At 65.2% G+C, this 14,968-nt stretch carries 13 protein-coding genes; 9 read left to right on the top strand and 4 right to left on the bottom strand.

Features of this window, described 5'->3' with window-relative positions:
* Positions 1-43 precede the first annotated feature (43 nt).
* Positions 44-646 carry a hypothetical protein gene (locus tag F600_RS0120500; protein WP_018162526.1) on the bottom strand — a complete coding sequence of 201 codons (603 nt, stop codon included), beginning with the start codon at positions 644-646 and terminating at the stop codon, positions 44-46.
* A 323-nt stretch (positions 647-969) separates the two neighbouring features.
* On the opposite strand from F600_RS0120500, the gene F600_RS0120495 reads away from it, so the two are divergent.
* Complete coding sequence (locus F600_RS0120495; RefSeq protein WP_018162525.1) at positions 970-1,632, top strand: MIP/aquaporin family protein; 663 nt, start codon at positions 970-972, stop codon at positions 1,630-1,632.
* 53 nt (positions 1,633-1,685) lie between these two features.
* On the opposite strand, the gene F600_RS0120490 is transcribed toward F600_RS0120495, so the two are convergent.
* From F600_RS0120490 to F600_RS0120480, 3 genes are all read right to left on the bottom strand, one after another.
* A complete protein-coding gene (locus F600_RS0120490) occupies positions 1,686-2,327 on the bottom strand; it encodes a LysE family translocator (RefSeq protein WP_018162524.1) in 642 nt (213 codons plus the stop codon).
* 88 nt (positions 2,328-2,415) lie between these two features.
* Positions 2,416-2,982 carry a TetR/AcrR family transcriptional regulator gene (locus F600_RS0120485; RefSeq protein ID WP_018162523.1) on the bottom strand — a complete coding sequence of 189 codons (567 nt, stop codon included), beginning with the start codon at positions 2,980-2,982 and terminating at the stop codon, positions 2,416-2,418.
* A gap of 226 nt (positions 2,983-3,208) precedes the next feature.
* A complete protein-coding gene (locus F600_RS0120480; RefSeq protein ID WP_018162522.1) occupies positions 3,209-6,031 on the bottom strand; it encodes an aconitate hydratase in 2,823 nt (940 codons plus the stop codon).
* Positions 6,032-6,338: 307 nt separating this feature from the next.
* Between F600_RS0120480 and F600_RS0120470 the strand changes: the two genes are divergently transcribed.
* The 8 genes from F600_RS0120470 to inhA all read left to right on the top strand — a co-directional run bounded on the left by F600_RS0120470 (position 6,339) and on the right by inhA (position 14,968).
* The gene (locus F600_RS0120470; protein WP_156024701.1) at positions 6,339-7,322 is read left to right on the top strand and encodes a S1 family peptidase; all 984 of its coding nucleotides are present in this window, start codon (positions 6,339-6,341) and stop codon (positions 7,320-7,322) included.
* 55 nt (positions 7,323-7,377) lie between these two features.
* Positions 7,378-7,908 (top strand): Rv1476 family membrane protein, encoded by a 531-nt coding sequence (locus F600_RS0120465; protein ID WP_018162519.1) that lies wholly within the window; start codon positions 7,378-7,380, stop codon positions 7,906-7,908.
* 393 nt (positions 7,909-8,301) lie between these two features.
* On the top strand, positions 8,302-10,044 hold the full coding sequence (locus F600_RS32585) for an NlpC/P60 family protein (protein ID WP_018162518.1): 1,743 nt from the start codon (positions 8,302-8,304) through the stop codon (positions 10,042-10,044).
* A 113-nt stretch (positions 10,045-10,157) separates the two neighbouring features.
* On the top strand, positions 10,158-11,261 hold the full coding sequence (locus F600_RS29210; RefSeq protein WP_051090857.1) for an AAA family ATPase: 1,104 nt from the start codon (positions 10,158-10,160) through the stop codon (positions 11,259-11,261).
* A gap of 12 nt (positions 11,262-11,273) precedes the next feature.
* Positions 11,274-12,236 carry a DUF58 domain-containing protein gene (locus tag F600_RS0120450; protein WP_018162516.1) on the top strand — a complete coding sequence of 321 codons (963 nt, stop codon included), beginning with the start codon at positions 11,274-11,276 and terminating at the stop codon, positions 12,234-12,236.
* 91 nt (positions 12,237-12,327) lie between these two features.
* Entirely contained in the window at positions 12,328-13,323 is a 996-nt protein-coding gene (locus F600_RS0120445) for a VWA domain-containing protein (RefSeq protein WP_018162515.1), read from the top strand.
* Between the two features lie 61 nt (positions 13,324-13,384).
* Positions 13,385-14,113: a 3-oxoacyl-ACP reductase FabG1 gene (gene fabG1 / locus F600_RS0120440; RefSeq protein ID WP_026306769.1), complete on the top strand. Its 729-nt coding sequence runs from the start codon at positions 13,385-13,387 to the stop codon at positions 14,111-14,113.
* A 33-nt stretch (positions 14,114-14,146) separates the two neighbouring features.
* The gene (gene inhA, locus F600_RS0120435) at positions 14,147-14,968 is read left to right on the top strand and encodes an NADH-dependent enoyl-ACP reductase InhA (protein WP_018162513.1); all 822 of its coding nucleotides are present in this window, start codon (positions 14,147-14,149) and stop codon (positions 14,966-14,968) included.

The raw sequence follows: 14,968 nt of genomic DNA, 5'->3' as shown, positions 1-14,968 counted from the left end.
GACAATACGGATTGGGTCCGACAAGTTGGGGGAGGGCTACCCGTCACCACAGCAGACTGCGCAGAACCCGCATCGCGAATCGCATTTCGCTGAGGTCACCCCACGCCATCGTCGGCGACGCGAAGACGATCGAACGTCGAACTGCATCGCGCACCGGTGACGACGGGATGCTGACCAGCGGCTGGTCCTCTAGCCCGGGGTAGGTGGTCACCTGACCGTCCGAGGTCAACCACGTGAGACCAGGTATCTGACGGTTGATGCGCTTTCGAAGTTGTGCAGTGATGACGCCCGGTGCCGACCACAAGGCCACCACACGGCCGGCCTGCGCGCGCCAGCCGAGTTCGCCCTCGATGACGCGCCCCTCGAGGGCGACGACTGCCACCAAACCGTCGGCTTGCTTGTACTGGCTCCGCAAGTTCGTCAGGTCGCGGATGCAATAGATGCCGCATGTGCAGTCGGGCTCGGGCGGCTGGTGGTCAGGGTTGAACCAACACTTCGCAATGCAGGTTCCGCCCTCCCAGGTGTGGAAGTAGTCCCGGCGCGCGTGCCACTCCATCGGCAGGTTGACCGGTAGGAGAGTGCCGGACAGTTCTTCGACGTGAAACGTGCGGAGGCCGAATACGCCTACTTCCAGATCGGGCTTCATACCGGGACCTTGGCGGGCTCCGGCTCAGCTGGTTCGGCCGGACGCGACGGCGTTTTCGGCGCAGGTTCGGGCGGCGCTGGCAGCACGGGCTCAGTCAGCGGTAAGACCTCGATATGGCGGCGAACCGGTCCGATATCACCCATAACTGCCTCGAATACGCGGGACTCGACTCCAGCTTACGTGTGCGAGAAAGGTCGGAATCGGGCCCGTGAACAGGCGTATTCCCGAACGACACGTTTGTGAGGTTCCCCCCAGATGAATTGCCTTGCACGGTCGGACAGGGGAGAGTAACGGGCGTTGAAAAACCTGTGAAAGGGAATTCTGTGGACTCAGTACGTAAGTACGTGACCGAAGCGATCGGTACGTTCTTCCTCGTCTTTACCGTCATCACCGCGGTGAGCTCCGGTTCGCCGCTGGCTCCGCTCGGTATTGGTGCGGTTCTTATGGTGATGATCTACGCCGGTGGCCACATCTCGGGCGCTCACTACAACCCGGCTGTCTCGATCGCGGCATTCGTCCGTGGTCGACTGTCGGCGCCTGACCTCGGCATTTACATCGTTTCCCAGTTCATCGGTGGCCTCCTGGCAGCGGGTGCGGGCAAGTACCTGTTCAACCTCACGGGCGCCAAGGCCAACTTCACGGGTGCGGCCGTTGGGCACGCGCTGCTCGTTGAGATCCTGTTCACCTTCGCTCTCGCGTACGTCGTTCTGAACGTGGCGACCAGCAAGGACCACCCGAACAACTCGTTCTACGGCCTCGCGATCGGCTTCACGGTTGCGGCCGGCGCGATCGCCGTCGGTGGCATCAGCGGCGCTGTCTTCAACCCGGCAGTGGCGGTCGGAATCTCGACTGCAGGCATCACGGCCTGGGCGGACATCTGGGTCTACCTGGTTGCGCAGATCATCGGTGGTGCGCTCGCGGGCTTCGCGTTCCGTGCGCTCAACCCGGATGACCTCGACAACGAGGCTGAGACTGTCGACGCCTAAGTAGCAAAACAAGATGCTCCGTGCGCCCGAGGCGTACGGAGCCTTTTGTTTGTCTATGGTCCGCTTGTAGCGAGCGCACCACCCAATCCGACCATCATGACCCCGCCCGCGGCCCCCAGCCGATCGAGGCGCTGGGGCTTTTTCGCGAACCAATCGCGGGCCTTGCTCGCCAAGAAGACCCACACGCTGTCCGAGGCGATTGCCATCACGCCGAAGACAGTGCCCAGCAGCGCGATCTGCCATGCGGTGTGACCGGCGGTCTCATTGGTGAACTGCGGCATGAACGCGACGAAGAAGACGATCGTCTTGGGATTCGTCGCACCGACCACGAAGCCCGTTCGCACGGCCGCGGTGACCGATGCTGGACGTGGGGTAGGCGACGCCTTCATCAATGCGAGACGCGCGTCGGCACGGTGTCTGATCGCTTGGACGCCGAGCCAGACGACGTACGCAGCGCCGGCGAACTTCAGAATCGAATATGCCGTGGCGGATGCGGCGACCACGGCGCCGAGACCGATCGCGACGAGAAGAACCTGCACGATCAGTCCGAGACCGTTGCCGACCACCGAGAGCCACGCATCGCGGCGTCCGACCGTCAGCGCGCGACCGAGCGTGAACAGCAGGCTCGGTCCCGGAACCTGAATGAAGATGATCGACGCGATTCCGAACGCGAGCCATTGGGTGGATGTCGGCATCTGTTGATTGTGTACGGACGACGTACGTGCGGGCCACACAAATTTCGAGGGCCTGCACCGAGATCGGTGCAGGCCCGCGAAAAGACAGTTACGACCGCCGCCGAACCGACGCTTCGACGATGTCGAGGACGGCGGTCAATTCGTCCAGCGTCTGACCGGAGGCAATCCTCGCGATCAGGCCGTCCAGCACGAGGTCCAGGTAGATCTGCAAGACCTCGGTCGGGACGTCGTCACGCAGGGACCCGGCGGCCTTCTTGCGTTCCAGACGCGCCAGCGTCGCCTGGTTGAGTTCGGCCGACCGTTGTTGCCACTCCGCCCGGAAATCCGCGTCGGTGCGTAGCCTGCGGGCAATCTCCAGGCGCGTGCCGAGCCATTCGTAGTCGTTTGGATTGGCCAGCATGTTGCGCATGACCTGGACCAAACCCTCGGACGCCGCGACCTCGGCCATCCGCTCGCCGTCTTCTGCGGCAAGGGCAAAGAACAGGGCGTCTTTGTCGCGGAAGTGATGGAAGATCGCACCCCGGGACAAGCCCGTCGCTTCCTCCAGAAGTCGCACGGTCGCGCCTTCGTAGCCGAACTCACGGAAGCAGCGTCGAGCACCGGCCAGGATCTGTGTTCTGCGTGCGGCGAGGTGATCCTCGCTTACCTTTGGCATGAACCCCTCCTCGAACGGGAGCGGGGTGGGCAGCCCTCGAGCTACCCACCCCGTGCAGACAATCAGGGGGTACCCCTCCCAACTTCGTGGCCTACTGCGCGTCGCCCAGGCACGCGATCTGCTGCGTTGTCCTCGTCGTTCATAGCTCCGCTATGGACTCCTCGTTCGCCTTGCATCTCACCCACCTGGACGGCGCTCGCTACGGCCAGAAGTTGGCAGGCGCACCCTAGCCGCGGATCATGTTCCGGAGCACGTACTGCAGGATGCCGCCGTTGCGGTAGTAGTCAGCCTCACCAGGTGTGTCGATACGGACGACCGCGTCGAACTCGACCTTGTCGCCGTTCTCCTTGGTGGCGGTGACGTGAACCGTCTTCGGCGTCTTGCCCTCGTTCAGCTCGGTGATGCCCGAGATGTCGAAGGTCTCGGTGCCGTCGAGGCCCAGCGAACCCGCCGACTCACCCTGCGGGAACTGCAGCGGGATGACACCCATACCGATGAGGTTCGAGCGGTGGATGCGCTCGAACGACTCCACGATGACGGCCTTCACACCGAGCAGGCTCGTGCCCTTGGCAGCCCAGTCACGCGAGCTACCCGAGCCGTACTCCTTACCACCGAGGACGACCAGCGGAATTCCGGCAGCCTGGTAGTTCTGGCACGCGTCGTAGATGAACGACTTCGGTCCACCGTCCTGCGTGAAGTCGCGCGTGTAGCCACCCTGCGTGCCCTCGAGGCCGATGGTGTCCAGGACGCGGTTCTGCAGGCGGATGTTCGCGAACGTGCCGCGGATCATCACCTCGTGGTTACCGCGACGCGAGCCCAGGGAGTTGTAGTCCTTGCGCGCGACACCGTGCGAGTCGAGGTACTGCGCAGCCGGGGTGCCCGGCTTGATCGGACCGGCCGGCGAGATGTGGTCGGTGGTGACCGAGTCGCCGAGCAGAGCCATGACGCGAGCACCCGTGATGTCGGTGACCGGGGTGGTCTCCATGGTCATGCCGTCGAAGTACGGAGGCTTCCGGACGTACGTCGAGCTCTCGTCCCACGCGAACGTGTCACCCGCGGGGGTGCTCAGGTTCTGCCAGCGCGAGTCACCCTGGAACACCGTGGCGTATGAGTCGGTGAACATTTCGCGGTTGATCGACGACGCGATGGTCTCCTCGATCTCCTGCGGAGACGGCCAGATGTCCTTGAGGAACACATCGTTGCCATCGGTGTCCTGGCCGAGGGCGTCGTGCTCGAAGTCGAAGTCCATCGTGCCCGCGAGGCCGTATGCGATGACCAGCGGCGGCGACGCCAGGTAGTTCATCTTGACGTCGGGGGAGATGCGGCCTTCGAAGTTGCGGTTACCCGACAGGACCGCGGTGACCGTCAGGTCGTTCTCGTTGACGGCTGCGCTGATCTCCGGTGCGAGCGGTCCGGTGTTACCGATGCACGTCGTGCAGCCGTAACCACCGAGGTAGTAACCGAGCTTCTCGAGGTACGGCCACAGACCGGCCTTCTCGTAGTAGTCGTTGACGACCTGCGAACCGGGAGCCATGTTCGTCTTGACCCACGGCTTGGTGGCCAGACCCTTGTTGACCGCGTTGCGGGCGAGCAGGGCCGCACCCAGCATGACCGAGGGGTTCGAGGTGTTGGTGCACGAGGTGATACCCGCGACGACCACCGCGCCGTGGTCGAGGATGAAGGTTCCACCCTGCTCGGTGGTGACCTCGACCGGCTTGCTCGGACGTCCCTCGGCACCGTTGGCGGCCGAGACGACGTCGACTGAGTCGTCGTCGGCGAACGACAGGCTGGCCACGTCAGACGCCGGGAACGACTCCTCGAGCGCCTCGTCGAGGTGGCTGTGCGGCGTCGGCGAAGCCGGGGTGCCGTCGTTGGTGTAGTTGTGGATGTCCTTGCGGAACGCGATCTTCGACTCGCTCAGCAGGATGCGGTCCTGCGGGCGCTTCGGGCCGGCGATCGACGGCACGACGGTCGAAAGGTCGAGCTCGAGGTACTCGGAGTAGACCGGCTCGTGGTCCGCGTCGTGCCACAGGCCCTGTTCCTTGGCGTAGGCCTCGACGAGCGCGAGCTGCTCGTCGGTGCGGCCGGTCAGGCGCAGGTAGTTGATGGTCTCGGCATCGATCGGGAAGATCGCCGCGGTCGAACCGAATTCCGGGCTCATGTTGCCGAGGGTGGCGCGGTTGGCGAGCGGAACCTCAGCGACGCCCTTGCCGTAGAACTCGACGAACTTACCGACGACACCGTGCTTGCGGAGCATGTCGGTACAGGTGAGGACGACGTCCGTCGCGGTGACGCCCGGGTTGATCTCGCCGGTCAGCTTGAAGCCGACGACGCGCGGGATGAGCATCGAGACCGGCTGGCCGAGCATGGCGGCCTCCGCCTCGATACCGCCGACACCCCAACCGAGAACACCGAGGCCGTTGACCATCGTGGTGTGCGAGTCGGTACCGACGCAGGTGTCCGGGTAGGCCTGACCCTTGCGGACCATGACGGTCGGGGCGAGGTACTCGATGTTGACCTGGTGGACGATTCCGACGCCCGGCGGGACGACGCGGAAGTCGTCGAAGGCTCCCTGACCCCAACGGAGGAACTGGTAACGCTCGCCGTTGCGCTCGTACTCGAGGTCGACGTTGCGCTCGAGGGCGTCTGCGCGCCCGAACACGTCGAGGATGACCGAGTGGTCGATGACCATGTCGGCGGGGGACAGCGGGTTGACCTTGTTCGGGTCGCCGCCGAGCGTGGTGACGGCCTCACGCATGGTCGCCAGGTCGACGACACACGGCACGCCGGTGAAGTCCTGCATGATCACGCGGGCCGGGGTGAACTGGATCTCGATGCTGGGCTGGGCCGATGCGTCCCAGTTGGCGATTGCCGTGATGTGGTCTTTGGTGATGTTCGCGCCGTCTTCGGTACGGAGCAGGTTCTCGGCGAGGACCTTCAGTGCGTACGGAAGCTTCTCGGTGCCCGGCACGGCATTCAGGCGGAAGATCTCGTACGAGTTCTCTCCGACCTGCAATGTGCCCTTGGCGCCAAACGAATCAATGCTCATGCTGGCTGGCTCCACACATCTATCAGGGTTGTTCTCACCGACAGGGCTGTGCCGGTGAAGGCTGGAAGCAAGGGGCCGCAGGCGACCCGGACCTCGCTTCGGAGTCTAACAGTACGCTTGTCCTATGAAGATCGAGTAGTGTTCCGTCGATCTCATTCGACGCTCGTGACGGTCGACGTTAGTGCGATCCCCATCACCCCAGCGGCAGTTTCGTTAACAGCCTTCTGTGCCGAAATCGATATGTCGGTCAGCGCCAGCTACTCAATGGCCACCGACAAAGCACGTGGTCCCTGCGAACGGAACCGCGATGAACTCGGACCGCAATCCGCCACCCGCCTGGCCGCCGCCTTCTTCGGCGTGGCCGCCACCGCCCCCGTCCTACCCGGGTAACCAGTGGAACCAGCCCGGTCAGCCGCTGCAGTATTGGCCGTCGCCGCCGCCATGGCCCGCGCCGACGCCGCCCAGACGGAAGCCGAACTACGCGGGATTCCTGCTTATCGCGATGGTTGCGTTCATGCTCGCGACGGTAGCGGCACTCAAGATCGCGACTGGCGCTGCCACCGTGCTGAATGCGCCGTCGACGTACGTGCCGACGCCGCAGCAGACGATCACCGTCACCGCGAATGGGCATCCCGTCGTGCGCGACTACACGCCCGTTCCGGCCGGTGGCTATGGCCACACCATCGGGCCCGGAACGGCGATTGTGCAGGCCAGCCCGAACATGACCGAGGGGGAACTGTGCACCATCGGCTTCGTCGGTGTCCTGCCGGACGGGCGTAAGTTCGCCATCACCGCAGGCCATTGCTCTGCCTACATCGATGATTCCAATCCCGTATTGGATGAGCAGACCCATGAGCCGATCGGCCAATACCGGGTGTGGCAGGACGAAGGGGACGACTCCGGCAGCGTCAGTTCTGCGGACACGTTCGGGTTCGCAGTCATCGAGTTGGCTCCCGGCGTGCGCGTCAGCTCGGCAATCCAGTTGGGCGGCATCACCGGCATCGGCTCGGTCGATCCGGGCGATCAGGCTTGCAAGCTGGGCTACACCACCGGCTGGACCTGTGGTGCGGTGACCAGTGTCAACGATCGGCAGATTCACTTCGACATCAACGCGGCGCCCGGCGATTCGGGCGGACCTGTGGTGGTGAAACGGGCAGACGGCTCATACATGTTGGTGGGCATCGTCATCGGTGCCGGCGACGGCCAAATGGTGGCACAGCCGATTGCGGCGTTGCTCGACCTGGTCCACGCCTACTACAGCACGGACGCCGACGTTTACACGCGTGCCTAATGCCCTTCCGGTGTGGCGATCGATGGGGAACAAATCCTGGAGATAGGGTGCAGACGTGTCACCGACGAAGCCGTTTGTTCCTGCTCCGGCGCAGCTTCCGCCAGGTGCGGACGTCGGTTTGATCTTGGCCGGACTCCGCGGCGATCACGTCTATGCGCCCACTGCTGACGAGTTTGCGCTCGAGGGTGTGGTGGCCAACGCGAAGTCGCGCGGGATCGAATTGAGCATCGTCGTCGTGCCAGACCTGCCGGCTAATGATCGCCAGCTCCGGGACCTGGCCACGAAGATCGGCGAGCAGACTCACGGGACGGTCCTCGTCCTGGGGCGCGACCTCGTCGGCACGAACAGTGATTCGATCCCACGTGTGCGGATCGATGCGGCCGAGGATGTCGCCGAGGGTCAGCACGGCGACTACGTCGGCGCCGCGGAGCGCTTCCTCAATGAGGTGTCACAGCCCGGGCTGCCGTTCACGGAGATCACACTGCTGCTCTGCGGTGTCACCGCGGCCATCGCCGCGGCAACCGCCGCCGCAAAGCGGCGTCGCGCCAAGGCTGCGCCGGCGCTCGAACCGGTCGCCACCCTCTAACGCCACGTCCTGGTCGATTTGCCACGAAATCCCGCGCTAGCCGCGGGATTTCGTGCTTGATCGTGTACCTCGCACCCTGTCTCTGACGCAAGCCGCACGCGCGCTTGTGAAAATTTCGTTGCTGTAATTTGTGACAAAAGTTTATTCGTGATGCCGCTGTGACGTATGGTGCAGAAGACACTTTTTGGGGAAGGAGTGTCGCAGACAGTCTTTTGGGGCCTGATGTGATATTAGGCCCCAAAAGGCTGATCGGTTGCACCTGAATATCGGCAAACCTGTTCTTCCAGCGACTGCGCGCTGGGGGTTCAGTGGTGTACCCACGCGGCTTCTACCCCGTGAAGTGGACCCTCCAACGCCCGTCAAACGGCGCGGGGGCCTACCAAGGGAGAACCCGTGAGATACACGAAGACCGTGACGGGCGCTGTGGGGCACAGCGCGTCGTCCGGCACTGGGGAGGCGTTCTGGCGCCGCGCGACTGGTCGTACGACCGTCGGGCTGTTCGCCGTCGCCGCACTTGCGTTCGTTGGGCCTGCACACACGTTCGCCGCGCCGGCATCGGAGAACGGTCCGGCCGGGGCCGTCGTCGGAGTCGGGAACGTCGGCGCACTCGTCAACCAGGTCGCATCGGCCAACGCCGAACTCGCGGACCTCAACAGTCAACTCGCCGGACAGCGGGAGTCGGTCAACAAGGCCATCGTCGATCTCCAGCGTGCTAGGACCGCCGCATCCCGCGCGGCCCAAGCCGTTGTCGCCGCCCAGAAGGCGCTGAAGTGGGCAGACGACAAGATCGTTTCAGCTCAGAAGTCGTTCGATTCGCAAGCCGCGCTCGCCTACACCCAGGGCAGCGCCGGCGGCGGAATCGCTTCCTACCTTTCCGCATCGAACCCCGAGCAGTTGATGCAGCGCGGACAGGCCTTGGCGCTGGTGTCCGAGGCACAACAGATGACGGTCGACACCCTCAAGCGAGCTCGCGAAGAGCAGACCAAGCGCGTCGATGCCGCCCAGAAGAAGCAGGAAAAGGCCGCCGCCGCGCAGACCGCGGCCGAGCAGGCCAAGAACAACGCCGTCGCCGCGATCCGGGCGGTCCAGCGAGCTGCGGCACTTCAGGCCGCCAAGACCGCCGAACTGACGCACCACCGCGATGAGGCCCAGGCCGCCATCGCGGCGACCACGCCGCCGGCGCCCGCGACCGTCACGACCGCTCCGGCGGCGACCACCGCGGCAGCCGCGACCACGGCTGCAGCAGCTCCGACGGTCGATGCGGCGGCCACGACGACGGCCGCCCCTCCCGCCGCGGCGATGACCACTCCGGCTCCCGACCCGACCACTGCGGTCGCCTCCGATTGGGTGCAGCTGCTGGTGGAGCTCATGAACACCGGGTCCGCGGGCGCCGGATCGTCCGGAACCGGCTCGTCCGGCACGGGTTCCTCGGGCGACCAGTCCACGCCGGCGGCCGTTGACCAGGCTGCACCGGTCACCACTGTGACCGCGGCGACCCCGGTCACGACCGTTGTCGGACCGACCACGACGGCGGCCGCCGCCGCGACCACCACCACGGCTGCAGCCGCAACGACCACCACCGATTCCGCGACCGCCGCGACGGACACGTCGACTGCCGCGACGGACACGACCGGCTCGGAGTACTACGAGGGCGACGGCACCACGGTGTCGACTGGCGACAACGGCCTGTCGCAGGCGCCGACGATCACCGGCACCGCGGGCGTGGAGACGGTCGTCAGCCGCGCGATGTCGCAGCTCGGCGTCACCTATGCGTGGGGTGGCGGTGACGCCAACGGCCCGACGCTCGGTATCCGCGACGGCGGTGTTGCCGACAGCTACGGCGACTACAAGAAGGTCGGCTTCGACTGCTCCGGCCTCATGGTCTACGCCTTTGCCGGCGTGGGAATCTCGCTCCCGCACTACAGCGGCTACCAGTACACCTCGGGCAAGCAGGTCCCGATCGCGGACGTCGCGCGCGGCGACATGATCTTCTGGGGTGGTGGCGGCAGCCAGCACGTCGCGCTCTACCTGGGCGACGGCAAGATGATCGAGGCGATGGAGTCCGGCACCGTCATTCACATCACCGATGTGCGGTATAGCGGCATCCAGCCGTACGCGGTTCGCCTTGTCGAGTGATCCACTCTTGCTGTGAATGTCGCGTCCCAGTGGCCGTGGTCACGGTCGAGGCTGTAAAGATGGTGAAGGGATAGACGGATCGCCCAGGAGCGTAGCCTGCGGAGCGACCATCGATGCAGCGTGAAAGCGGGGAGCAACCGGTGACCTCTACGGACGGCGCATCAGCGCTGGCAGCCGACGTTCAGGCGTTGGAGAAGGCGGTTTACGAGGTCAAGCGGGTCATCGTCGGCCAAGACCGCCTTGTCGAGCGGCTTCTCGTCGCCATGCTCGCCAGGGGACACGTTCTGCTCGAAGGTGTTCCGGGTATCGCCAAGACGCTCGCGGTCGAGACGTTTGCCAAAGTCATCGGCGGTTCGTTCACGCGTGTTCAGTTCACTCCGGACCTCGTGCCGACGGACCTCGTGGGTACCCGCATCTATCGTCAGGGCCGCGAGGAATTCGACACCGAACTCGGTCCGGTCGTCGCGAACTTCGTTCTCGCGGACGAGATCAACCGTGCACCGGCCAAAGTGCAGTCGGCGTTGCTCGAGGTCATGGCTGAGCGGCATGTATCGATCGGTGGCAAGACCTACCCGATGCCGGACCCGTTCCTGGTCATGGCAACGCAGAACCCGATCGAGAGTGAGGGCGTCTACCCGCTGCCGGAAGCCCAGCGTGACCGCTTCCTGTTCAAGCTCCTCGTCGACTACCCGACGCTGGAGGAAGAGCGCGAAATCATTTACCGGATGGGCGTACAGCCGCCTACGGCGAACAAGGTCTTCGACCCCACCGAGATCGTTCGCCTGCAGAGGCTCGCAGCGAATGTCTTCGTTCACCACGCGCTCGTGGACTACGTGGTCCGCGTCATCGCCGCCACGCGTCGCCCGGGCGATCTCGGACTCACCGACGTCGCCGGCTGGATCTCCTACGGTGCGTCGCCGCGTGCAAGTCTCGGCATCATCGCGTCGGCTCGGGCGCTCGCCCTTGTTCGCGGTCGTGACTATGTGATCCCGCAGGACGTCGTCGAAGTCATTCCGGATGTGCTGCGTCACCGCCTCGTTCTCTCGTACGACGCGCTCGCCGACGAGGTCTCACCGGACACGGTCATCACGCGCATTCTGCAGACGGTCGGTCTTCCGCAGGTCGTCCCGCAAGCGGTCGGCCAGCACGCGGCACCGCAGGCTCCGCCGGTTTCGGCGCCAACCGGGCAGTACCCGGCACCGACGCAGGCACGCTAAGGCCCAGCGTCGATGAAGCGGTCGCACCCGCACGCGCCCCCGTCTTTTCGGTCGGGGAATCTCGACGACCCGAAGGTCGCCGCAGCTCTCAAGACACTCGAGCTCACCGTTCGCCGTCGGCTCGACGGCGTTCTGCACGGTGATCACCTCGGCCTCATCCCAGGCCCTGGTTCCGAACCCGGCGATGCCCGGCTCTATCAGCCCGGCGATGACGTTCGTCAGATGGACTGGTCGGTCACGGCGCGCACCACGCACGCACATGTTCGGCAGACGGTCGCCGACCGTGAGCTCGAAACGTGGATCGTCGCGGACATGTCCGCGAGCCTTGACTTCGGAACAGCCGACTGCGAAAAGCGCGACCTAGTCGTCGCCGCCGCGGCCGCTGTCACCTACCTGACCAGCGGGGGCGGCAACCGGATCGGCGCGATCATCGCCAACGGCGAAACCATGACCCGCATCCCGGCACGCTCCGGTCGCATGCATGCACGAGCGCTGCTGACCGCGATCGCGACGATGCCGTCCGCACCCGACGGCACGCGCGGCGATCTGCGTGCCGCGATCGATGCGTTGCGACGACCCGAGCGGCGTCGCGGACTTGCCGTGGTGGTCAGCGACTTCCTCGGCGAAATCAATTGGCAGCGACCGCTGCGTGCGATCGCCGGCCGGCACGACGTTCTCGGCGTCGAGGTCTTGGACCCCCGCGACATCGAACTTCCCGATGTCGGCGACGTCGTTCTCCACGACCCGGAGTCGGGGCGGACGCGTGAGTTCACCGTCACCGAGCAACTCCGGCGTGACTACGCGGCCGCCGCCGCAGAGCATCGCGAGCAGGTTGAGCACACGCTTCGCTCGGCCGGCGCCCCGGTGATGACGCTCCGGACGGACAAGGACTGGATTGCCGAGGTCGTCCGCTTCGTCGCGACGCGTCGCCATAGCTTCGGTGCTGCGCCGACGAATAGGGTTGTGCGCCAATGAGCCCGCGCAAGGAGGACGACCCGAGCATCGCAGGGAGCACCGCAGCGCAGCGAGGAGCGGACCGAGGAGCGCAGGAGAGGACGGTGCGCGCATGAGCTTCAGTGACTTCTCCAGCCCGGTCTGGTTGTTGTTCGCGGTTGCCGTCATTGGACTCGGTGTCGCGTACTACTTCCTGCAGCGGCGCAAGCAGGCGCACATGCTTCGGTTCGCGAACATGGAGCTGCTCGAACGCGTCGCACCCAATCGTCCCGGCCGCTGGCGCCACGTTCCGATCGCATTGTTGCTGGTCGGACTGCTGCTCATGACCGTCGCGCTCGCCGGCCCGACGGCCGTTCGCAAGGTTCCGCGCAACCGCGCGACCGTGGTTCTCGTGATCGACGTTTCGCTGTCGATGGAGGCCACCGACGTCAAGCCCACGCGTTTGGAGGCGGCTCAGGCGGCGGCGAAGGAATTCGTCGATGGACTGACCCCGGGCATCAACCTCGGGCTCGTCGCGTTCGCCGGTACGGCCTCGGTTCTCGTGTCGCCAACGACCAACCGGGCATCGGTCAAGGCCGCGATCGACCAGCTCAAGCTCAGCGAGCGAACCGCGACCGGCGAGGGCATCTTCACCGCCCTGCAGTCGATCGACACCCTCGCCTCGGTGCTCGGTGGTGGCGCGGAACCGCCGCCCGCGCGCATCGTTCTGGAATCCGACGGAAAGCAGACGGTTCCGGAGAGCCCGGACGATCCTCGCGGCGGTTACACCGCAGCCCGGATCGCCAAGGAGAAGCACGTTCCGATCTCCACGATTTCGTTCGGTACCAGCTACGGAACTGTCGATATCAAGGGCCAGGACGGACAGACCGAGCGGGTCCGCGTGCCCGTCGACGACGACTCACTGCGCGAGATCGCCAAGTTGTCGGGCGGCGATTTCTTCACCGCCTCGAGCCTCGAAGAACTCAAGAAGGTCTACGACACGCTCGAAGAGCAGATCGGCTACGAGCTCACCCGCGGCGACGCGAGCCGGCCATGGCTCATCGGCGCTCTGGTCTTCATTGCCGGGGGTCTCGCGGTGGCCATCGGCCTTCGCCAGCGCCTGCCCTAATTTCCGCGTCATCGGTGAGGCGAGTCTGAGCCTTATCCGTTTCACAGTTAGGTTGTTCCCCATGTCTGAAACTGCTGCCGGTAATCCGTCCCGATCTGTTCTCGTGACCGGAGGAAACCGCGGCATCGGGCTCGCCGTGGCGCAGCGTCTGCTCGCTGATGGCCACAAGGTTGCCGTGACTCACCGCGGTTCGGGGGCGCCGGAAGGACTCTTCGCGGTGAAGTGCGACATCACCGATAGTGAGCAGGTCGACGCCGCGTTCAAGGAAGTCGAAGCTCACCAGGGACCGGTCGAGGTCCTTGTCGCCAACGCGGGAATCACCGACGACACCCTCCTCATGCGGATGACCGAGGAGCAGTTCACGCGCGTCATCGATGCCAACCTGACCGGTGCCTTCCGCGTCGCGAAGCGCGCGAACCGTGCGATGTTGCGCGCGCGCTGGGGTCGGATCATCTTCCTCGGCTCCGTGGTTGGCATGGCCGGTAGTCCGGGGCAGATCAACTACGCCGCATCCAAAGCCGGCGTCATCGGAATGGCGCGCTCGATCTCGCGTGAGCTCGGCTCGCGCTCGATCACGGCGAATGTCGTCGCACCGGGATTCATCGATACCGACATGACCCAAGACCTCGACGCCAAGTGGCAGGAGCAGATCACGGGTGCGATCCCGCTGCAGCGCATCGGCAAGCCCGAGGAAGTCGCTGCGGTCATCAGCTGGCTCGCCTCGGAGGACTCGTCGTACGTGACCGGGGCAGTCATCCCGGTCGACGGCGGCCTCGGTATGGGTCACTGAGCTAATTCACTTACGTACGAAAGGCTTCACAACATGAGTGGGTTGCTCGCGGGCAAGACCATCCTCGTCACGGGAATCATCACCGACTCGTCGATCGCATTCCATGTCGCCAAGCAGGCGCAGGAAGCGGGCGCGAAGGTGATCATCACCGGCTTCGACCGCCTGCGGCTCATCGACCGCATCGCGCAGCGTCTGCCGCAGCCGGTCCCGCCGGCCATCGAACTCGACGCGACCAACGAGGAGCACCTCGCGGCGCTTGCGGACCGCATTCGCGCCGTTGCTCCGGAGGGCATCGACGGTGCGGTGCATTCGATCGCGTTCGCACCGCGCACCCTCATGGGCCCGGATGCGAAGCCGTTCCTCGAGGGTCCCGGACCGGACGCTGCGAAAGCCTTCGAGATCTCCGCGTGGAGTTACGCCTCGCTGGCGCGCGCTGTGCTGCCGGTCATGAACGAAGGCGGATCGATCGTCGGTATGGACTTCGATCCGCGGACCGCGATGCCGTACTACAACTGGATGGGCGTCGCGAAGGCTGCTCTCGAGGCGGTCAACCGGTACGTCGCCCGCGAGGTCGGTGCAGCGAAGAAGGTTCGTTCGAATCTTGTTGCCGCTGGCCCGATCAAGACGCTCGCCGCCAAGGCGATCGCGGGGACCGCCACCGACGACGCCACCAAGCTCAATCAGCTGAACGAGTACTGGGATGGCGCATCGCCGATCGGTTGGAACGTCGACGACCCGACCCCGGTCGCGAAGTCGGTGTGCGCGCTGCTGTCGGACTGGCTGCCGGCAACCACCGGATCGATCGTCTACGTCGACGGCGGAGCGAGCCACAACACCTGGCTGCCGGAGAGCTAA

Origin of the sequence: Smaragdicoccus niigatensis DSM 44881 = NBRC 103563 (genome assembly GCF_000380645.1) — a bacterium.
In the GTDB taxonomy this organism is placed as follows: Bacteria; Actinomycetota; Actinomycetes; order Mycobacteriales; family Mycobacteriaceae; genus Smaragdicoccus; species Smaragdicoccus niigatensis.
The sequence above is the reverse complement of the archived record's forward strand: the minus strand, read 5'-3'. Positions and strand labels throughout refer to the sequence as shown.

Coding starts and splice junctions, on each gene's coding strand:
- F600_RS29210 (WP_051090857.1), top strand. CDS start 10,158: ATGCAGCGTGAAAGCGGGGAGCAACCGGTGACCTCTACGGACGGCGCA.
- F600_RS0120490 (WP_018162524.1), bottom strand. CDS start 2,327: ATGCCGACATCCACCCAATGGCTCGCGTTCGGAATCGCGTCGATCATC.
- F600_RS0120480 (WP_018162522.1), bottom strand. CDS start 6,031: ATGAGCATTGATTCGTTTGGCGCCAAGGGCACATTGCAGGTCGGAGAG.
- F600_RS0120500 (WP_018162526.1), bottom strand. CDS start 646: ATGAAGCCCGATCTGGAAGTAGGCGTATTCGGCCTCCGCACGTTTCAC.
- F600_RS0120485 (WP_018162523.1), bottom strand. CDS start 2,982: ATGCCAAAGGTAAGCGAGGATCACCTCGCCGCACGCAGAACACAGATC.
- F600_RS0120470 (WP_156024701.1), top strand. CDS start 6,339: ATGAACTCGGACCGCAATCCGCCACCCGCCTGGCCGCCGCCTTCTTCG.
- F600_RS0120445 (WP_018162515.1), top strand. CDS start 12,328: ATGAGCTTCAGTGACTTCTCCAGCCCGGTCTGGTTGTTGTTCGCGGTT.
- F600_RS0120450 (WP_018162516.1), top strand. CDS start 11,274: ATGAAGCGGTCGCACCCGCACGCGCCCCCGTCTTTTCGGTCGGGGAAT.
- fabG1 (WP_026306769.1), top strand. CDS start 13,385: ATGTCTGAAACTGCTGCCGGTAATCCGTCCCGATCTGTTCTCGTGACC.
- inhA (WP_018162513.1), top strand. CDS start 14,147: ATGAGTGGGTTGCTCGCGGGCAAGACCATCCTCGTCACGGGAATCATC.